The following is a 20,352-nucleotide window of genomic DNA, read 5'->3' on the forward strand; positions in this document are numbered from 1 at the left end:
GTAGCCCATGCGCATTTCCACCGCCCAGTATTACGAGACTTCGGCTGCCAACTATCAGAAGAACTTCTCCAACGCGATCAAGAGTGGCGAAGAGGCCAGCAGCCTGGTCCGGGTCAAGACTGCCGCCGACGATCCGGTGGGCGCTGCCCGTCTGCTGCAATTGGGTCAGCAGGCTTCCCTGCTTGATCAGTACAAGGCCAACAGCAACTCGATCAAGGCTTCCCTGGGCCAGGCCGAGTCGGTGATGACCAGCATCAACAACGTTCTGGACCGGGCCAAGCAACTGGCCGTCGGCGCCGGCAGCGCCGGATACACCAATGCCGACCGGCAGGCCAATGCTGCCGAGCTGGGGCAGATCGAAGAGCAACTGCTGAGCCTGATGAACTCTCAGGACGAAAACGGCAAGTACCTCTTTGGCGGCTCCAAGGACGACGTTCCGCCGTTTAGCCGCAACTCTGATGGCACCTACAGTTACAACGGTGACCAGAGCAGCCTGAAGCTGCCGGTGGGCGACACCATGATGATGGCTGCCAACAGCACCGGTTGGGATGTGTTCCAGCAGGCGCTCAACACCAGTCGTAGCCAGGTCACCATGACTTCGCCGGTGGTGGATGATGGACGGGTTTCCCTGTCCAATGGCCAGATGACCAACAGCGGCACCTACAACAGCCAGTTCCGCGGTGGCGAGCCTTATACCGTGTCGTTCGTCAGCGGCACCCAGTTGCAGATCCTCGATGGCAGCGGCAACGATGTGACGGCTGAGGCCAGCAAGGGCGGGGTGATCGGTACTTCGCCGAATCAGACGGTGAGTTTCCGTGGTGTCGATCTGAACCTGAACGTCAATCTCAAGTCCGGCGATGTCGCTGGCGCGGTGCTGCCGGGGCACAGTTTTACATTGGCGTCGAAGCCGGACACCTTCAACGTTGCGCGTTCTCCGGGCAACCCGAGCATGACTCAGGTCTCGGCCGCCAGCGTGACTGATCCGGTAGCCTACAACTCGACGTTCCCGAGTGGCTCTGCCGTGCTCAAGTTCACCAGCGCCACCAATTTCGATCTGTATGCCGCGCCGCTGACGGCAGACAGCAAACCGGTGTCTTCGGGTGTGGTAGGGCCGGGCAATATCGCCACTGCGGCAGGCGTGAGCTTCACCCTGACGGGCGCTCCTTCGCCGGCCGCCAACGATCAGTTCAGCGTGGCGGTGAACACCCACGAAACCCAGAACATCCTGGACACCGTGAGTCAGTTGAAAAACGCGTTGAACACACCCACTGACGGTGACGTCCTGGCAACCCAGAAGCAGTTGGCCGACCTTGCGTCGGGCATGGCCAACCTGGCCAGTGGTGTCGATCAGCTGTCCATCGGCATCAGCTCCATCGGTGGTCGTGGTTCGGCTTTGGCCACCCAGAACGAAATCAACGAAAGTCTGGCGGCAGCCAACGTCACCACCCGTTCTGCCATCAGTGACTCCGACCCGGCCGAAGTCATGACCCGCCTGACCCTGCAGCAGACCATGTTGCAGGCCTCGCAGTTGGCCTTCAGCAAGATCACTCAGCTCGGCCTGTTCAACAAGGTCTGAGAACATGGCGTTCGAGCTGCGGCTCGAACGCCATGACCGTCGAGCCGTCAGCCGTCTTTTTTAAGCGGTTCTGCAGCCCTGGTCTTTCTGGCCAGGGCTCGCCGCTCGAGAGTTTGCAACCGTGAACCAAGCCCCTCTAGTCAGCATCGTTATCCCCGCCTTCAACCCGCGCTTCTTCAGCCAGGCCCTCGACAGTGCCTTGGCCCAAACCTACCAGCCCCTGGAAATCGTCATTTGCGACGACAGTGCCGACGATCAGATCCAGCGTATCGTTGAAGCTGTGGCCGAGCCTGCGCACCCTGTGCGTTACCTGCGCAACCCGCAACGCCTTGGGCTGCAGAAGAACGTTCTGCGCTGTGTTGAAGAGGCGCGTGGCGAGCTGATCAAGGTGTTGTGTGATGACGATCGGCTGTTTGCACCCAGCATCGCCCTGCAGGCGCCGGTGCTGATCGACAATCCGGATGTCAATCTGGTGTGTGCGCTGCGGGTATTCAGTGACGCTGGGAATTTCATCCTGCCGCCGCGGGTCGACAACTGCCGCTTTACCTACAACGATGCCGTGCTCAAGGGCGAGGATATGCTGGCGATCTTCGAGAGCACGCCACGCAACTTCATCGGCAACTTCAGCTCGGCGCTGATGCGTCGTGCCGATGTGCTGGAGCTGCTGCCGGCATTGATCCAGGAGGGCGCGGGTTTTGTCGCGCTGCTGGATTTCGCCCTGTTCATCTGCCTGATGCGCCGTGGCAATCTTGCGGCGCTGGTGACGGTGCTCAGTTGCGAACGCCTGTACCCGGGGCGCCTGAGCGCTACCCCGGAAATGCTCAAGCAGGCACGCAGTGAGTGGGAGTGGCTGGTGCAGATGCTGGCCGCTCGCAGTGGCGAGTCGGCGCCGGCGGCAGGCTGGGTGCGGTATGTCGATATGGCTCGGGAGGCCGGGCAGCCGCGCAACTGGCAGGAGCTGTGCGTGACCCGGGTGCTGGGCAACCGCAGTACCGTGGTCGATGGCCGGGTGGGTGGCGAGAGCATCAGTTACGAGGATTTCTATCGGGAGTGGCTGTCGGTACGCAAGTTCTCGGCGGTGGAGCAGCGGCTGATGCCTCAGCGCATCGACAGCTGGCCGCGGCGGGTGCAACTGGTGCCGGTGGTCCTTGACTTCGAGGGCGATGGCGAAGCGCTTGCCCGGACTCTGGAGAGCATTGATGGCCAGCTGTTCGCGCCTGCCGCGGTGCTGGTGTTGTCGGTGGGCGAGGAGCAGGTGCGTGACCGGGTTCTGCACCAGCCTCTGCGAGGCGACTGGGTGCAGCAGCTCAATGAGCTGGTGCCGCAGCTGGAAGGTTGCGACTGGTTCTATCTGCTGCAGGCCGGTGATCGCCTGCAGGAGTCGGCGCTGTTGATCCTTGCCGAACGCATCGCCAATACCCCGGCCATGCTCTGTGCCTACAGTGATGAAGGCGCGCTGGTAGAGGGTGAGTCGTCGGAGCCGGTGTTCAAGCCTGACTTCAACCTCGACCTGATGCGCTCCTATCCCTATGTTGGTCGTGCCCTGGCTTTTTCCCGCGAGCGCTTCATGGCCGAAGGCGGGTTCGATCCGCGCCATGGCGAACTGGCGCCCCATGATCTTCTATGGCGGATGGTGGAGGCGGCGGGGCCCCGGACCATCGAGCACATTGCCGATATCCAGCTGGAGTCCGAGTTCAGCTTCGCCCAGTGGCTGTCCCGGTCCCAGGTGATCGAGGCCAGTGAAGGGCTGGTGGCCGCGCATCTGCAGCGGATCGGTGTGGAACACCGGATTGTTCACGATGACCTGCCCCTGCTCAATCGCATCTATTACCTGCACGGCAGCCGGCCGCTGGTGTCGATCATCCTGCCGTGCGGTGACTCCCTGGCGACCCTGCAGCGCTGCGTTGAAAGCCTGATCGAGCAGACGGCCTACAACCACTACGAAATTGTGCTGGTGGATGCCGGCAGTCGCGACCCGGCCATGGTCGACTGGCTGGCGGCCATGGCCCAGCTGGGTGGTGCGATGCTGCGGGTTCTGCCTTATGTCGGTCCGCACAGCCAGGCTGCGCTGATCAACAGTGCGGCGAGCCAGGCGCGTGGCGACTACCTGTTGCTGCTCAATCCGGGGGCGCTGATCTGTAGCGGCGACTGGCTGGATGAGTTGCTCAATCAGGCCCAGCGTCCGGAGGTGGGCGTGGTGGGGGCGCGGATTCTGGCCACCGATGGCTCCATTCTCCATGCCGGCCAGGTGCTGGGCATGGCCGGGCCTGCGAGTTCGCCCTTTGTCGGCGAAGCCATGGACGCCCGGGGCTACATGCAACGGCTGCAAGTGGTACAGAACTGGAGTGCGGTCAGTGGCGATTGCCTGATGGTACGCAAGGAGGTCTTCGACAGCCTGGGCGGCCTGGATGAGCAGGCCTTCGCCGACGAATTGGGGGCGACCGACCTGTGCCTGCGGGTCGACCGCAACGGCTATCTGGTGGTCTGGACGCCTCACGCCACCCTGATGCTGCGGCCAGCGTCGCCTGCCGGTGATGACAGCGAGCGGCAGCTGGCCCGCGAGGCCGAGCAGGAGCGCTTCTATCAGCAGTGGATGGCGAAGATCGCTCGCGATCCGGCCTATAACCCGGCCCTGAGCCTGGGCTACTCCAGCTTCAGTCTGGAGCCTTCCTTGCGCAACAACTGGAATCCGTTCTGCAGTCGCGCCTTGCCCTTGATCCTCGGCTTGCCGGTCAACAGTTCCGCGGTCGGGCATTACCGGGTGACCGGTCCCCTGACGGCGTTGGAAGAAGCGGGGCGGGTGATTGCCCGGGTGGCCTACGAGTCGCCGTCCACGGCGGACATCGAGCGCCTGTCGCCGGATACCATCATCCTGCAGTGCCGCTACAGCGAAGGGGCGGCCAGTGACATTCTGCGGATGAAAAAATACTCCAGCGCCCTGCGGGTCTTCGAGCTCGACGACTACATTGTCAGTGCGCCGAAGAAGAACACCCACGCTCGGAACAAGCCGGTGAACACCGAGCAGATGCTGCGCGAAGGCATCGGCTTGTGTGATCGCGTGGTGGTGACCACCCAGCCCCTGGCCGATGCCCTGTCGAGCATGCACAGCGACATTCGCGTGGTGCCCAACATGCTGGCGCTGGCCCCCTGGGCCAGTTTGACCAGTCGTCGTGGTACCTCCAGCAAGCCGCGGGTGGGTTGGGGCGGTGGCACCAGCCATACCGGCGACCTGGAGATCATCGCCGAGGTGGTGCGCGAGCTGGCGAACGAGGTCGAGTGGGTATTCTTTGGCATGTGCCCTGACGACCTGCGTCCTTACGTACACGAATTTCACTCGCTCACCAGCCTGCAGAGCTATCCGTTCAAGCTGGCCAGCCTGAACCTGGATCTGGCGCTGGCGCCGCTGGAGTTTCATATCTTCAACGACTGCAAGAGCAACCTGCGGCTCCTGGAATACGGTGCCTGCGGTTACCCGGTGATCTGCACCGACACCGAGGCCTATCGCGGTTTCCTGCCTTGCACCAAGGTCCGCAGCAACAGCACCGAGGAATGGTTGCAGGCGATCCGCATGCACCTGTCCGACCCGGCAGCCAGCTACCGCATGGGGGATGAGCTGCGGGAAGCGGTGCATCGCGACTTCATGCTGCGCGACGACAACCTGCGGCACTGGCTGTGGGGATGGTTGGCGGACTGATCGTCCTCCCCCGGGCCGGCGACTGCCATCGTCGTTGGCCGGGATGTTGGGCAATCCTCCGTTCGGGTGGTTGCTCTCGCTGTCTTCTGCGGCGCCTGCGGGCGCCGCGCACGCAATTGGCGCACTTCCTGCAAGTCCTCGGCAAATCGCCATAAATCCTTCACTGCGGCGCAGTGCAAGGGCCCCTTTGGTTGCGATGAATGATCTGCATCTGGCGCCGTGCCAGTCCTGAAAGGGCTGGGCTGGCCCACGAAGAGCAAGAGGACAGCGATGAAGGCAGTAATTCTGGCAGGTGGACTGGGTACGCGAATCAGCGAAGAGTCCCACCTCAAGCCCAAGCCCATGATCGAGATCGGTGGCAAGCCAATTCTTTGGCACATCATGAAGCAGTATTCCGCCCACGGGATTCATGACTTCGTGATTTGCCTGGGCTACAAGGGCTACGCGATCAAGGACTTCTTCGCCAACTACTTCCTGCACACTTCGGATGTGACCTTCGACATGCGCAACAACCGCATGGACGTGCATCAGAATTACAGCGAGCCGTGGAGCGTGACGCTGATCGACACTGGAGAGGAAACCATGACCGGCGGACGCTTGCGCCGGGCCGGACGTTATCTGCAGGAAGACGAGGCTTTCTGCTTCACCTATGGCGATGGCGTATCCGATCTGGATATCGGTGCATTGGTGGATTTCCACAGGTCCCACGGCAAGCTGGCCACGGTCACGGCCGTGCAGCCCCCGGGCCGCTATGGCGCCCTGGATCGCGATGGCGACCAGGTCCTGGGCTTCACCGAGAAACCCCGTGGCGATGGTGGCTGGATCAACGGTGGGTTCTTTGTGTTGTCGCCCAAGGTGCTGTCCTACATCGATGGCGACAGCACCACCTGGGAGGCCGAGCCGCTGATCCAGCTGGCCAAGGATCAGCAACTGAGCGCCTACGAGCATTCGGGATTCTGGCAGTCCATGGATACCCTGCGGGACAAGAATCATCTGGAGCAGCTCTGGCAAAGCGGGGAGGCCCCGTGGAAGCAATGGGACTGAGCCAGGAATTCTGGCGTGGCAAGCGGGTCCTGCTGACCGGCCATACCGGTTTCAAGGGCAGTTGGCTGAGCCTGTGGCTGCAAAGCCTGGGGGCCCAGGTCAGCGGATTCGCCCTGGACCCGGGGACCGAGCCGAGCCTGTTCGAACTGGCCCGGGTGGCCGAAGGTGTCGACGATCATCGTGGCGACCTGCGGGACCTGGGTAGCCTGCTGGAGCTGATCGCCCAGGTGCAGCCGGAAATCGTCCTGCACCTGGCGGCCCAGCCCCTGGTGCGCGAGGCTTACCGTGATCCGCTGGGAACCTACTCAAGCAACGTCATGGGCACCCTCAACCTGTTGGAAGCGATCCGTCAGGTCGGTGGGGTCCGTGCCTGCGTCCTGGTGACCACTGACAAGGTCTACGCCAATCAGGAATGGCTGTGGCCCTATCGGGAAAACGAAGCCTTGGGCGGCCATGATCCCTACAGCAGCAGCAAGGCTTGTTGCGAGTTGCTGGCCCAGTCCTATGCCTCATCCTTCTTTGCTGCCGAGCGTTATGCCGAGCACGGCCTGGCCCTGGCCACGGCCCGGGCCGGCAATGTGCTGGGCGGTGGTGATTTCGCCCCCGAGCGGTTGATTCCCGATGTGCTCAAGGCCTGGTCGGCCGACGAGCCGGTGACCTTGCGTTATCCCCAGGCGGTACGCCCCTGGCAACACGCCCTGGAGCCCCTGGCCGGTTACCTGCAACTGGCAGCCGGCCTGTACGTGAACGGCCCGCAATACGCCGGTGCCTGGAACTTCGGGCCCGGTGAACAGGACATGTGCAGCGTCGGTGAAGTGGTGGAGCTGCTGGCCCGGCAATGGCCCGAGGCCCCGGGCCTGCGAATCGAACCCAGTGAGCTGCACGAAGCCGGCCTGCTGCGTCTGGACAGCAGTCGTGCGCGCCAGCTGTTGGGCTGGAAACCTCGCTGGACGCTGCAACAGTGCCTGGCGCAGACCCTGGACTGGCACCTGGCCTGGAAGAGCGGCGCGGACATGCGTGCCGTGACCCTTGGGCAGTTGAACCTGTACCGGGGGGCGCTGTGAGCGAGTTCCAGGTCCTGGCTCTGCCAATGGCCGGGTTGTTCGAGGTGCGCCACAAACGCTTCGAAGATCAGCGCGGGCATTTCTCCCGGCTGTTCTGCGAAGGCAGCCTTAGCGCCTTTGGCCAGCCCTTCCATATTCGCCAGATCAACCACTCCTGCACCCGCGAACAGGGCAGCGTGCGTGGCTTGCACTATCAGACCGCCGCCCGGCCCGAAGCCAAGCTCATCAGTTGCTTGCGCGGCGAAGTCTGGGATGTGGCGGTGGACCTGCGCCCCGAGTCACCGACTTTTTTGCATTGGCATGCCGAGCACCTGCGTGGCGGCGATGGGCGCAGCCTGTTGCTGCCGGCGGGTTTCGCCCATGGCTTCCAGGCCCTGAGCGACGATGCCGAGTTGCTCTACCTGCACAGCGCCGACTATGCCCCCGAGCACGAGGCCGGGTTGTCGGTGCTGGACCCGCGACTGGCGATCAACTGGCCGTTGCCTGTCAATAATCTGTCGACCCGGGATGCCAGCCACCCCTTGCTCGATGCTGCCTTCGCTGGAGTAAGACTATGAATTGCCGCGGTTGTGGCGCATGCCTGAGCCTGCCTCTGATCGACTTGGGCACCTCGCCGCCATCCAACGCCTACCTGCGGGCCGAGCAATTGGATCAGGCCGAGCAGTGGGTGCCGCTCAAGGTCCAGGTGTGCCAGCAATGCTGGCTGGTGCAGACCGAGGACTACACCCGCGCCGACCACCTGTTCGACGCCGACTATGCCTACTTCAGTTCGTTCTCCAGCACCTGGCTGCAGCATGCCCGGGACTACGTGGCGCAGATGGTCGAGCGTTTCGGCCTGGACGCCCGCAGCCGGGTGGTGGAAGTGGCGGCCAACGACGGCTACCTGCTGCAGTACGTGGCCCAGCGTGACATTCCCTGCCTGGGGGTCGAGCCGACCCGCAGCACCGCCCAGGCGGCGCGGGCCAAGGGGTTGCAGATCCGCGAGCTGTTCTTCGGCCGTGGCACTGCCGCGCAGTTGCTGGAGGAGGGCTGGGCCGCCGATCTGATGGCGGCCAACAATGTGCTGGCCCATGTGCCGGACATCAACGATTTCCTCTGCGGTTTCGCGACTTTGCTCAAGCCGACGGGGGTGGCGACGTTCGAGTTTCCCCAGCTGCTGACCCTGATGGCCGGGCAGCAGTTCGACACCCTGTACCACGAACATTATTCCTACCTGTCGCTGACCGCCGTCCTGAGCCTGTGCCAACGCAACGGCCTGGAAGTTTTCGACGTCCAGACCCTGGCCACCCATGGCGGTTCGCTACGGGTCTTCGTGCAGCGCATCGACGGCTCGCGCCGGCCGGTGCAAGACAGCGTGGCGCAGCAGTTGCTGTTGGAACAGCGCGCCGGGGTGAACACGCCCGAGTACTACCAGACCCTGGCGCCAGCCGCGCAGCGGATCAAGCACGAGCTGCTGCGCTTCCTGCTCCAGGCCAAGGCCGAAGGCAAGCGCGTGGTGGGTTATGGCGCGGCAGCCAAGGGCAATACCTTGCTCAACTACGCCGGGGTCAAGGCCGACTTGCTGGCCTGGGTCGCCGACGCCAGCCCGCACAAGCAGGGCAAGTTCCTGCCGGGCAGTCGCATCCCGGTGGTGGCCCCCGAGCGCATCGACCAGGAGCAGCCGGACTATGTGCTGGTGTTGCCGTGGAACCTGTTGGGCGAAGTCAGCGAGCAACTGGCCCAGGTGCGGCAATGGGGCGGGCGTTTCGTGATTGCCGTGCCTGAGTTGAAGCTGCTGTGAAGGGCATGACGGTGCTGGTCACCGGCGCCACCGGCTTTGTCGGCCGGCATCTGGTCGCGGCCTTGCTGGCCCGGGGTTGCCGGGTCCGGGCGCTGGCCCGGGATCTGGACAAGGCGCGGCAGATGCCCTGGTTCGACGCGGTAGAGTTTCGCGCGCTGGATGTGCATGACCCGCAGCTGGATATCGCGGCCCTGGTGGACGGGGTCGATGCCTTGGCCCATCTGGCCTGGCCGGGGCTGCCCAACTATCAGGCGCTGTTTCATCTGGAGCACAACCTGATGGCCGACTATCGCTTTATCAAGGCGGTGGTCGAGGCGGGTGTGAGCCAGGTGCTGGTCACCGGCACCTGCTTCGAGTACGGCATGCAGAGCGGACCTTTGACAGAGCAGGCCGAGGCTCGTCCAGGCAATCCCTACGGCCTGGCCAAGCACAGCCTGCACCTGTTCCTCCAGGCCCTGCAGCAGCAGTTGCCCTTCAGCTTGCAGTGGGCGCGGCTGTTCTACCTGCATGGCTCCGGACAGAATCCCAAGAGCCTGCTGGCGGCACTGGATCGGGCCATCGACGCCGGTGACGAAGTGTTCGACATGTCCGGCGGCGAGCAGCTGCGGGACTACCTGGCCATCGAAGAAGCGGCCGGCTACCTCGCGGCGCTGCTGCGCCAGCGGACGTTTTCCGGGGTGGTCAATTGCTCCAGCGGCCGGCCAATAGCCGTGCGTTCCCTGGTGGAGCAGCGCATCGCCCAGCGCGGTTCGGCGATTCGCCTGAACCTGGGGCATTACCCGTACCCGGACTACGAACCCATGGCGTTCTGGGGCTTGAACCAGCGCCTGCTGCAAATAACAGGAGCCGAACATGGCGCATGAGTTGTATCGGGTCGCCGACTTGCCGGTGTTGCAGAACCGTACCTTCGCCGATGCCCAGAGTGCCCGCGCCTCGGCGTCTGCGGACATCGTGCTGGTGCAGGATCTCAAGAGCGGGCTGATCTTCAATCAGGCCTTCGATGCCGACAAGCTCAGCTACGACAGCGACTACCAGAACGAACAGGCCCATTCGGCGCAGTTCCAGCAGCACCTGATGGATGTAGAGGGCATCATCGCCCGGCACTTCAAGGGGCGCGAGCTGATCGAGGTCGGTTGCGGCAAGGGCTATTTCCTCGAACTGCTGCGCAGTGAGGGCTATGCCATCACCGGCATCGACCCGGCCTACGAGGGGACCAACCCCGAGGTGATCAAGGCGCCTTTCACCCGAGGCCTGGGGCTGGCTGCCGAGGCCATCGTGCTGCGTCATGTGCTGGAGCATATTGCTGATCCGCTGGCCTTTCTGGCAGAGATTGCCGATGCCAACCAGGGCGGGCAGATCTATATCGAAGTGCCGTGTTTCGACTGGATTCTCGAGCATCGCGCCTGGTTCGACGTGTTCTATGAGCACGTCAACTACTTCCGCCTCGAGGACCTGCAGCGCATGTTCGGCACCGTGCACGAGGCCGGGCATCTGTTCGGCGGCCAGTACCTGTACGTGGTGGCGGACCTGGGCAGCTTGACGTCGTCGTTGCCGGCGCCGATCCAGCCCTTGCAGATGCCGGCGGATTTCACCGCCAGCATCGAGTGCGCCAAACGCATCATCGGCTCGGCGCCGCACACCGCTGCCGGGATCTGGGGCGCGTCGTCCAAGGGCGTGATCTATTCGCTGTTCCTGCAACGCGCGGGTGTGGCGGTGGATCAGGTCGTCGATATCAACCCGGCCAAACAGGGCCGGTACCTGCCGCTCAGTGGCATGCGTGTGTCATCGCCACAAGAAGCCATGGAGGCACTGCCGGCAGGCGCCAACCTGTTCGTGATGAATTCCAACTACCTCGAAGAAATCAAGCGCATGACCGACGGCCGTTATGTCTATCACGCCGTCGACAGCGCTTCGTTCAGCTAATTTGCCATTGAGAACCGAACATGACCGAGCACAACGTCATTCAAGCCTTTGAACAAGAATGCCAGGCGCAGATCAGCGCCCAGGGCCAGGATGAGAAACTCAAGGGCCTGGCCCGTGACTTTTTCAACGAGTCCGCGACCCACAAGTACAGCTATCACTTTTCCTGGATGGGCCGGCCGATCATCCAGCTGCCCCAGGACATGATGGCGATGCAGGAGATCATCTGGCAGGTCAAGCCGGACCTGGTGATCGAATGCGGTATCGCCCACGGCGGCTCGATCATCTACTACGCCTCGCTGCTGGAGTTGCAGGGCCATGGCGAAGTGCTGGGCATCGACCTGGATATCCGCCCGCACAACCGCGAAGCCATCGAGCAGCATCCGATGAGCAAGCGGATCCGCATGATCGAAGGTTCGAGCATCGACCCGGCCATCGCCGAGCAGGTACGGGCTGCAGCCGCCGGCAAGAAGGTGATTCTGGTCCTGGACTCCAACCACACCCACGAGCACGTGCTCGAAGAGCTGCGTCTGTATGCGCCGCTGGTGTCGGTGGACAGCTACTGCGTGGTCATGGACACCGTGGTCGAGGACATGCCGCCGGAGTTCTTCCCGGATCGTCCGTGGGGCCCGGGTGACAACCCGAAAACCGCAGTCTGGGCCTATCTGGAGGAGAACCGCGATTTCGAGATCGACTATCAGATGCAGAACAAGTTGCTGATCACCGTGGCGCCGGACGGTTACCTGCGTCGGGTTCGTTAACTATCAATGGTTGCAGGTTCAAGGCGTTTGGCCGGTTGTGGGGAAGTACCTATGTGGGTTGGAGACAAAGCAATGAATGACAAAGCACCCCTGAGTGAGCGTTTCACCCTTGTGCTGTTGTCCCACAACCGCAAAGCGTTCATGCGGCGCACCTTGCAGTATTACAGCACCTATCCGTGCTCGATCCTGGTACTGGATTCGTCGCTGGAGGCGGATGAGTCCCTGGCGCAGCTCTATCCCCAGGTCGACTATCGGCATCTGCCGCAGTTCGGCTACAAGGGGCTGCAGGACAAGCTGACCTACGGCATGAGCCTGGTGACCACGCCCTACATGGCGTTCGCTGCCGATGACGATTTTCTCCTCCATGATGCGCTGACCAGCTCCCTGGAGTTTCTTGAGGCCCATCCCGACTACGGGCTGTGCCATGGCTACGGGATGATGTACCTGGCCCGGGCTTCGGAAACCAATTACTACCGCCGTGATCGCCGGGTCATGGAGGACTATGACGCCGATGATGCCCAGGATCGGGTGATGAACTTCATGGGGCATTTCCTGCCGCCGTTCTATGCGGTAACCCGCACCGACCTGCTGCGCCAGTGGTATGAGCTGCTGCCGCCAGGGGTGAGTTTCGAATGGCAGGAAATCGGTCATTCCTTCTTCCTGCTGGCCTGCGCCAAGGCGCGGATCCTGCCGATTCCGTTTGCCGTGCGTGAGGCCAACTACGGGGCCTCGGAGCACAACACCAATGTGCTGACGGTGCTGACCTACAAGGACGCGCAATCGGTGGCCCAGCGTGAGGCGTTCGCCGAGTTCCTCGCCTCGCTGCCCACCGGTTTCAGTGGTCGGGACCCCGAGCAGGTGAAGCAGATCGCCCTGGACAGTTTCACCGCCATGGCCGACTGCTTGCTCAGCGGACGCTCCCTCAAGGGCACGGCGATCTTTCGTTCGGCCTGGGTCGAGGTCGGGGCCGAGCCGGTACGCTCCTTCGGTCCCGAGCAGTTCGTCGAGATGCCGTTCTACAACCAGCCGATGTTCGATCTGCTGACCGAGTTGGAATTCCTCATGCATGCCATGCCCACCGGGCGTCTGCAGCTCAAAGAGCTGGAGGGTGTGTTGCTGCGTCAGGAAGAGTTGATGCGGGTTCATCCCAACGACACACCAGAGAGCCTGCGCGCCCGCTTGTGGGAAGCGCTGACCCTGAACCTGTTCAACCGCGAGGTGGTCAAGCGCCTGGCCGAGTCGATGCAAGACAGCGACGAGCCCGAGGAGGCGCGCAAGCTGCAGGCCTGGGCCGAGCGCCTGGCGTCGGTACCGGGGTCGGACAGTCGTGCGCTGTTCAACGCGACCGAGTCGGGACGCTTGCTCAAATGGCTCGAGGCCCGTGCTCCGGAGCCGGCACAGCTGAGTGCCATCGCTGCGCACCTGGCCCGCCATGCTGGTGGCCCGCAAGTGCAGATCCTGCTGCTGGACCTGGACGCTGACCTGGTCAAGTTGCAGGCCACGCTCGACAGCCTGCTGGCCGGTCATTACAAGGCGTTCAAACTGGTGGTGTTCACCACGGGTGAGCTGCCAGCCACCACCACGGCCCAGGACACCTTGCATTTCGTCAAGGTCACGGAAAACAACTACGTCGAGCGCATCAATCAGGCCATGGCCCAGTCCCGTGCCGACTGGGTGCTGTTGGCCGAGGCCGGTGATCAGTTCACCGCCAGCGGCCTGCTGCGGGCGAGCCTGGAATTGCTCGGCGCCGAAGGCATTCGTGCCGTGGCCATGGACGAGATCCAGCGCCGTGCCGATGCCACTTTGACTTCGGTGTTCCGCCCCGGGGTCAACCTCGATCAATTGCAAGGCACACCGGCGCTGATGGCCCGGCATTGGTTGCTGGACCGCGAGACTGTGTTGCAGGCTGGTGGTTTCTCCCGTGAGCTCAAGCAGGCGCTGGAGCTGGACCTGTTGCTGCGCCTGATCCAGGACGGTGGCCTGTCCGGTCTGGCCCACCTGGCCGAGCCCTTGCTGATTTGTCAGGCCCCGGGGGATGAGGCTGACGCCGAAGAGCGGCAGGTGCTGACCCGGCACCTGGCCGCACGAGGTTATCGCGCTCAGGTCGGTTCGGCGCAGCCGGGTACCTACCAGATCGAGTATCAGCACGCCGAGCGCCCTCTGGTGTCGATCATCCTGCCCAGCCAGGACAATTTCGCCGAGTTGCAACGCTGCCTGGTCAGCGTGCTGCAGCGCACCCGCTACCAGCGCTATGAAGTGCTGATCGCCGAAAACCACAACCAGAGTGTCGAGCTCGACAGCTGGCTGACCAGCCTGGAAGGCCGCGGCGAGCGCATTCGTGTGTTGCGCAGCGGCCAACGCCTGAGCGCTTCGGCCTTGTTCAACATGGCGTGCCGGGAAGCTCGGGGCGAGTACCTGGTGCTGCTTGCGGCCGATGCTGAGGTGGTCAACGCCAACTGGATCGAGAGCTTGCTCAACCAGGCCCAGCGTCCGGAAGTCGGGATTGTTGGCGCCAAGCTGGTGAACGAAAACGGCGTGACCACCCAGGCCGGGCTGATCCTGGGGTTCGACGGCCACCTGGGTGCGGCCTTCGCCGGTGAGACCAAGGAGGCTGCGGGCTACATGAATAGCCTGTGGGTGGAGAAGAATTATTCAGCGGTGTCCGGTGCCTGTCTGATGATCGGCAAAGCGCTGTTCGAGGCGGTGGGCGGGCTGGATGAAGAGCATTTCGACCAGGCTTTCGCCGATGTCGACCTGTGCCTGAAAGTGGCCGATGCCGGTTACCTCACGGTACTGACGCCCCAGGCCCAGGTGCAGCATCCGGGGACGTTGCCGCAACACCCACAGGCGGCCGCGGCCCTGCAAGACAAATGGGCGGCACGCTTTGCCCAGGATATTGCCTATAACCAGAACCTGGCGTTGAGCGGCAAGGGTTTTGCCCTGGGTGCTGCCAGTGCGGTCAACTGGACCCAGTTGCTCGGATAAGGATTCAGTCATGTTCAACGGCAAGTCGATTTTCATTTCCGGTGGCACCGGTTCGTTCGGGCGCAATTTCATTCGTCGTCTGCTGGAGCAGTATCAGCCCAAGCGGGTGGTGGTGTTTTCCCGTGACGAACTCAAACAGTATGAAATGCAGCAAACCTTCAATGCCCCCTGCATGCGTTATTTTCTCGGCGATGTGCGTGATGCCGAGCGTTTGCGCCAAGCCATGCGTGGCATCGACTATGTGATCCATGCTGCCGCCCTGAAGCAGGTGCCGGCTGCCGAGTACAACCCCACGGAATGCATTCGCACCAACGTCAATGGTGCGGAGAACATCATTGCCGCGGCCATCGACAACGGGGTGAAGAAGGTCGTGGCCTTGTCCACCGACAAGGCGGCGAGCCCGATCAACCTGTACGGCGCCACCAAACTGCTGTCGGACAAGCTGTTTGTGGCGGCGAACAATATTGCCGGTGAGCAGCCAACCCGGTTTGCTGTGGTGCGCTACGGCAATGTCGCCGGCTCCCGTGGTTCGGTCGTGCCGTTCTTCAGCAAGCTGATTGCCGAGGGCGCCAGGGAACTGCCGATCACCGATGAGCGCATGACGCGGTTCTGGATCACGCTGGATCACGGCGTGCAGTTTGTTCTGGACAGCTTTGCCCGTATGCATGGCGGTGAGATCTTCGTGCCCAAGATTCCCTCGATTCGCATTGTCGATCTGGCGTCGGGCATGGCCTCTCATCTGCCGCAGAAGCAGGTGGGCATCCGTCCTGGGGAGAAGCTCCATGAGTTGATGGTGCCTCTGGATGATGCGCGCATGACCCTGGAGTTTGCCGATCACTACACGATTCAACCGTCCATTCGCTTCACCAGTGTCAATGTCGATTTTGCCGTTGATGGGGTCGGGGAGAGGGGCGTTTCGGTCGCCGAGGATTTCGAGTACCGCTCCGATACCAATCCGCACTTTCTCTCGGTGGAGCAGATTGCCGAGTTGCATGACGGGATTTCGGCATGATTCCGTACGGCCGCCAGAGCGTGGATCAGGCCGATATTGATGCGGTTCTGGCCGTCCTGCAGTCCGACTGGCTGACTCAGGGGCCCACCATAGATGCCTTTGAGCAGGCCGTGGCGGTCCGTTGCGAAGCAGCCTATGGGGTGGCCGTCTGCAATGCCACGGCGGCCTTGCACATTGCTTGCCTGGCGGCCGGCCTGGGGCCAGGCGATTGGCTGTGGACCAGCCCCAACACTTTTCTGGCTTCGGCCAACTGCGGGCGTTATTGCGGCGCGGATGTGGATTTTGTCGATATCGATCCGCAGACCTGGAATCTTGATGTCGAGGCCTTGGCTGGCAAGCTGCAGGTTGCCCAGGCCATGGGGCGCCTGCCCAAGGTGGTGGTGGCGGTGGCTTTTTCCGGACAGAGCTGTGACATGCGCCAGTTGGCGGAACTGGCCGAGCGTTATGCCTTCACCGTGATCGAGGACGCCTCTCACGCGGTGGGTGCGCGCTATGCCGGCCGGCCTGTCGGGTGCGGCGAGTTTGCCGCCATGACCGTGTTCAGCTTTCATCCGGTGAAGATCATTACCAGTGCCGAGGGAGGGATGGTTCTGACCAATCGTCCTGAGTTGGCGGATCGTTTACGGCGCTTGCGTAGCCACGGTATGACCCGTGATCCGCAACAGATGAGTGAGGCCAGCCATGGTCCCTGGTATTACCAGCAAGTGGAGCTGGGCTTCAACTATCGAATGACCGATCTTCAGGCGGCGCTGGGCTTGTCACAGTTGAAAAAACTGGATGGCTTTGTAGCGCGACGCCAGTACCTGGCAACCCGATACCAGCAGCTGTTGCAGGACTTGCCGTTGACGCTGCCCAAGGCTCAGGCTGATGCGCAGTCAGCCTGGCACCTGTATGTGGTGCGCTTGCAGCTCGACGGACTGCAGCGCTCCCATCGGCAGGTCTTCGAGGGGCTGCGTGAGGCGGGAATCGGGGTCAACCTGCATTACATTCCGGTGCACCTGCAGCCCTATTACCAGGCATTGGGCTTCGCCCAGGGGGACTTTCCCGAGGCTGAGCACTATTACGCAGAAGCCATCAGCCTGCCGATTTATCCCGGGTTGAGTGACAGCGAGCAGGACTATGTTGTCCAGCAGGTGCGACGCTGGATTCAGGAGCCGTCAATATCGTGAGCGCAATCGCCATCATTCCTGCCCGAGGCGGCAGCAAGCGTATCGCGCGCAAGAACCTCAGGGCCTTTGACGGCGTGCCGATGCTCGCTCGCTCCATCGACAAGGCATTGAGTTGCGGATTGTTCCAGCGAGTGGTGGTCAGCACCGACGATCCAGAGATCGCCGAACTGGCGCTCGCCTGTGGCGCCGAGGTGCCGTTTATTCGGCCACAGTCCCTGGCAGATGACTTCACCGGCACGGCAGCGGTGATTGTCCATGCCCTGCAGGTGTTGCAGGAGCAGGGGCAGGTGTTTGAGTACGCGTGTTGTATCTACGCCACCGCGCCCTTGCTGCAGGTGCGTTATCTGCGCCAGGGGCTGGAGACGCTGGTGCAGCACCCGGACAAGGCGTTCGCCTTCTCGGTATGCAGCTTCGGCTTTCCCGTGCAGCGGGCGCTGACTCTCGATGAGCAAGGGGCGCTCAATGCCCTGTACCCGGAATTTCGCCAGAGCCGTTCCCAGGATCTGCCACCGGCCTATCAGGATGCCGGGCAGTTCTACTGGGGCAGGAGCCAGGCCTGGCTGGAGGGGGAGGTGCTGTTCTCGCCCCGCAGCCTGCCGGTGATCCTGCCCCGTCATCTGGTGCAGGACATCGATACCGAAGAGGACTGGCAGCGAGCTGAATACCTGTATGCCGCGCTGAAGGCCGCAGGAGAGCTGGAGTGAGGGTGCTGATTCGCGCCGACGCGTCGCCGGCCATCGGCAGTGGCCACGTGGCCCGCTGCCTGACCCTGGCCCAGGAACTGCGCCGTCAGGGCGCTGATGTGGCGTTCGCCTGTCGGCGTCTGCCCGGTCATCGCCTGGAGGCGCTGCGGGCCGAGGGCTTCCAGGCCTTTGAATTGCCGGAGTGCTACGTCGGCGAGCATCCAGAACTGGGGATCGAGGCGCCCTTGCCCTGGCAGGCGGACATTGCCGCGCTGCAGCTGGCATTGGCCTCTCAGCCGGCCTTCGACTGGGTGCTGGTGGATCATTACGGCCTTGATCATCAATGGCAGAGCGCCGCTCGCCAATGGGCGCCGAGGATTGCCGCGATCGATGATCTGGCCAACCGCAAGCATGCCGTGGACCTGTTGCTGGACCAGAATTTCAGCGGCAGTGCCCAGGCTTATTCCGGATTGCACGATGCGTCGTGCCGGACCCTGTTCGGTCCGCACTACGCCTTGCTGCGCGAAGAGTTCCGCCGTCCACCGATATCGATCCGGCCACAGGCGCGGCGCTTGCTGGTGAACTTCGGCGGCTTCGATGCCGCCGGTCAGACCCACAAGGCCATGTTGGCGCTGCTGGAATTTCACGATCTGCAGGTGGACTTCGTCGCCGGCAGCGGCAACCCGGACTGGCAGGCCATGCAGGCCCTGGCTGCCGAACGGCCGCACTGGCGACTGCACAGCTATGTGAAGGATTTTGCCGGGCTGTTGGCCGAGGCCGACCTGTGCCTGGGCGCGGGAGGCGGTACCAGCTGGGAGCGGGCGGTATTGGGCGTGCCTACGCTGTGCATCACCGTGGCCGCTAACCAGGAGGCCAATGCCCGGTTGCTGGCCGAGGCGGGTGCCCACTTGTACCTGGGGGCCTGTGAGCAGGTCAGCGTGGAGCAGGTGCGCCAGGCCCTGAGCCTGTTGCTGGGCAATCCGGGGCTGCGGCATAGCCTGTCTCGCCGGGCCCGCGAGCTGGTGGATGGTCGGGGCGTGCAGCGAGTGGCGGCGGCGTTGTTCACTGCGGTACTGCGCTTGCGTCCGGCGACTGTGGAGGATGCCCGGCTACTGTTCGACGGGCGCAATGCTGAGCCTGTCAGGCGTTGGTCCCTGCAGCCTGAGGCGCTTGAGTGGCCGGACCATGTGCGCTGGCTGGAGGCCGCTGTGAGAGATCCGCAGCGGCTGTTGCTGATAGCGGAGACAGCCGCAGGGGCCGTGGGGGTGCTGCGCTATGACCGCCAAGGCGTTCAGGTGGATGTGTCGATCTACCTGTTTGCCGAGCACCTGGGCTTGGGCTGGGGGCGGACGCTGCTGGAGCAGGGCGAGGCTTGGCTGATGCGCCATTGGCCCGATGTGCAGCGTCTGGGGGCTAGGGTGCTGGCAGAGAATCAGGTTTCGCTGACATTGTTTCGCCGGGCCGGCTATTGCCAGGCGCCCTGTGAATTCACCCGTGTGTTGAAGGAACATCTGGATGACTAGTTTCAAGATCGGCTCGCGCTGCGTGGGCGCGGGTGCGGCGCCGTTGATCATCGCCGAGATGAGCGGCAACCATAATCAGTCGCTGGATGTGGCCCTGCAGATTGTCGAGGCCGCAGCCAGGGCCGGTGCCCATGCCCTGAAGTTGCAGACCTACACCGCCGACACCATGACCCTGGACCTGGATCAGGGCGAGTTTTTCATCAAGGACCCGGACAGTCTTTGGGCCGGTTCATCGCTATACGACCTGTACCAGCGTGCCCATACGCCATGGGAGTGGCACGAGCCGATCTTCGCTCGGGCACGTGAGTTGGGCATGCTGGCGTTTTCCACACCGTTCGACGAGAGCGCGGTGGACTTTCTCGAGAGCCTCGACGTTCCGGCCTACAAGATCGCCAGTTTTGAGAACACCGACCTGCCGCTGATTCGCCGGGTCGCTGCCACCGGCAAGCCGCTGATCATTTCCACCGGCATGGCCAGCATCGCCGAGCTGGACGAAAGCGTGCAGGCCGCCAGGCAGGCCGGCTGTCGGGATCTGGTATTGCTCAAGTGCACCAGCACCTATCCGGCTTCGCCGGCCAACAGCAACCTGCTGACTATTCCTCATCTGCGGGAACTGTTCGGCTGTGAGGTGGGCTTGTCCGATCACAGCATGGGGGTTGGGGTCTCGGTGGCTGCTGTGGCCCTGGGCGCCACGGTGATCGAAAAGCACTTCACCCTGGACCGTTCGGCCGGTGGGGTCGACGCCAGTTTTTCCCTGGAGCCAGGGGAGTTGGCCAGCCTGGTGGTGGAAACCGAGCGGGCCTGGCAGGCCATGGGGCAAGTGCGCTATGGCGCTACTCAGGCCGAGAGCAAGTCGCTGATGTACCGTCGGTCGTTGTATGTCACCCGGGACATGCAGGCCGGGGAGCTGTTCAGTGCCGACAACGTGCGGGCAATCCGTCCCGGGCTGGGGCTGGCTCCCAAGCACTACGATGCGCTGCTCGGCCGTCGTGCGCGTCAGGCCCTCAAGCGCGGCACGGCACTGGACTGGGCGCTCATCGAATAGGCCTTTGTGTGGCTGATTCGGCAAAATAGCGTGACCTGTGAGTCATAACGTGCATCTTCACTGTATTGTATTGCCCGGGAAGATGGCGCCAGCCCT

General features: G+C 63.1%; 15 protein-coding genes. All 15 read left to right on the plus strand.

The genetic code is table 11. The features are described from left to right. Positions 1–7: 7 nt before the first annotated feature. Positions 8–1,576, plus strand: a complete 1,569-nt coding sequence (locus tag Q8O96_RS00225; RefSeq protein WP_102864049.1) for a flagellar hook-associated protein 3 — start codon at positions 8–10, stop codon at positions 1,574–1,576. A 121-nt stretch (positions 1,577–1,697) separates the two neighbouring features. After that, positions 1,698–5,270 (plus strand): glycosyltransferase, encoded by a 3,573-nt coding sequence (locus Q8O96_RS00230; RefSeq protein ID WP_305948201.1) that lies wholly within the window; start codon positions 1,698–1,700, stop codon positions 5,268–5,270. Positions 5,271–5,540: 270 nt separating this feature from the next. Then, on the plus strand, positions 5,541–6,314 hold the full coding sequence (gene rfbF / locus Q8O96_RS00235) for a glucose-1-phosphate cytidylyltransferase (RefSeq protein WP_102864047.1): 774 nt from the start codon (positions 5,541–5,543) through the stop codon (positions 6,312–6,314). Further along, positions 6,296–7,378: a CDP-glucose 4,6-dehydratase gene (rfbG, locus tag Q8O96_RS00240; RefSeq protein ID WP_102864046.1), complete on the plus strand. Its 1,083-nt coding sequence runs from the start codon at positions 6,296–6,298 to the stop codon at positions 7,376–7,378. Before rfbF ends, rfbG begins: the two co-directional genes overlap by 19 nt. Continuing rightward, positions 7,375–7,935, plus strand: a complete 561-nt coding sequence (locus Q8O96_RS00245) for a dTDP-4-dehydrorhamnose 3,5-epimerase family protein (protein ID WP_102864045.1) — start codon at positions 7,375–7,377, stop codon at positions 7,933–7,935. The genes rfbG and Q8O96_RS00245 overlap by 4 nt, the downstream gene beginning before the upstream one ends. Then, complete coding sequence (locus Q8O96_RS00250; RefSeq protein ID WP_102864044.1) at positions 7,932–9,158, plus strand: class I SAM-dependent methyltransferase; 1,227 nt, start codon at positions 7,932–7,934, stop codon at positions 9,156–9,158. The genes Q8O96_RS00245 and Q8O96_RS00250 overlap by 4 nt, the downstream gene beginning before the upstream one ends. A 5-nt stretch (positions 9,159–9,163) precedes the next feature. Beyond that, the gene (locus Q8O96_RS00255) at positions 9,164–10,021 is read left to right on the plus strand and encodes an NAD(P)-dependent oxidoreductase (RefSeq protein WP_305948202.1); all 858 of its coding nucleotides are present in this window, start codon (positions 9,164–9,166) and stop codon (positions 10,019–10,021) included. Continuing rightward, the gene (locus Q8O96_RS00260) at positions 10,011–11,081 is read left to right on the plus strand and encodes a class I SAM-dependent methyltransferase (protein WP_110595148.1); all 1,071 of its coding nucleotides are present in this window, start codon (positions 10,011–10,013) and stop codon (positions 11,079–11,081) included. The genes Q8O96_RS00255 and Q8O96_RS00260 overlap by 11 nt, the downstream gene beginning before the upstream one ends. Before the next feature lie 20 nt (positions 11,082–11,101). Continuing rightward, complete coding sequence (locus Q8O96_RS00265) at positions 11,102–11,839, plus strand: cephalosporin hydroxylase family protein (protein WP_102864042.1); 738 nt, start codon at positions 11,102–11,104, stop codon at positions 11,837–11,839. A gap of 51 nt (positions 11,840–11,890) precedes the next feature. After that, positions 11,891–14,824: a TIGR00180 family glycosyltransferase gene (locus Q8O96_RS00270; RefSeq protein ID WP_305948203.1), complete on the plus strand. Its 2,934-nt coding sequence runs from the start codon at positions 11,891–11,893 to the stop codon at positions 14,822–14,824. A 10-nt stretch (positions 14,825–14,834) separates the two neighbouring features. After that, positions 14,835–15,836: a UDP-N-acetylglucosamine 4,6-dehydratase (inverting) gene (pseB, locus tag Q8O96_RS00275; RefSeq protein ID WP_305948204.1), complete on the plus strand. Its 1,002-nt coding sequence runs from the start codon at positions 14,835–14,837 to the stop codon at positions 15,834–15,836. Then, the gene (pseC, locus tag Q8O96_RS00280) at positions 15,833–17,005 is read left to right on the plus strand and encodes a UDP-4-amino-4,6-dideoxy-N-acetyl-beta-L-altrosamine transaminase (protein ID WP_305948205.1); all 1,173 of its coding nucleotides are present in this window, start codon (positions 15,833–15,835) and stop codon (positions 17,003–17,005) included. Before pseB ends, pseC begins: the two co-directional genes overlap by 4 nt. Then, positions 17,002–17,709, plus strand: a complete 708-nt coding sequence (pseF, locus tag Q8O96_RS00285) for a pseudaminic acid cytidylyltransferase (protein WP_305948206.1) — start codon at positions 17,002–17,004, stop codon at positions 17,707–17,709. Before pseC ends, pseF begins: the two co-directional genes overlap by 4 nt. Continuing rightward, positions 17,706–19,211, plus strand: coding sequence for a UDP-2,4-diacetamido-2,4,6-trideoxy-beta-L-altropyranose hydrolase (pseG, locus tag Q8O96_RS00290; RefSeq protein WP_250329304.1), 1,506 nt, complete (start codon positions 17,706–17,708; stop codon positions 19,209–19,211). The genes pseF and pseG overlap by 4 nt, the downstream gene beginning before the upstream one ends. After that, entirely contained in the window at positions 19,204–20,256 is a 1,053-nt protein-coding gene (pseI, locus tag Q8O96_RS00295) for a pseudaminic acid synthase (RefSeq protein ID WP_102864036.1), read from the plus strand. Before pseG ends, pseI begins: the two co-directional genes overlap by 8 nt. Positions 20,257–20,352 lie beyond the last annotated feature (96 nt).

It is taken from the genome of Pseudomonas sp. LPH60 (assembly GCF_030718165.1).
GTDB classification, from domain to species: Bacteria; Pseudomonadota; Gammaproteobacteria; order Pseudomonadales; family Pseudomonadaceae; genus Aquipseudomonas; species Aquipseudomonas danubii.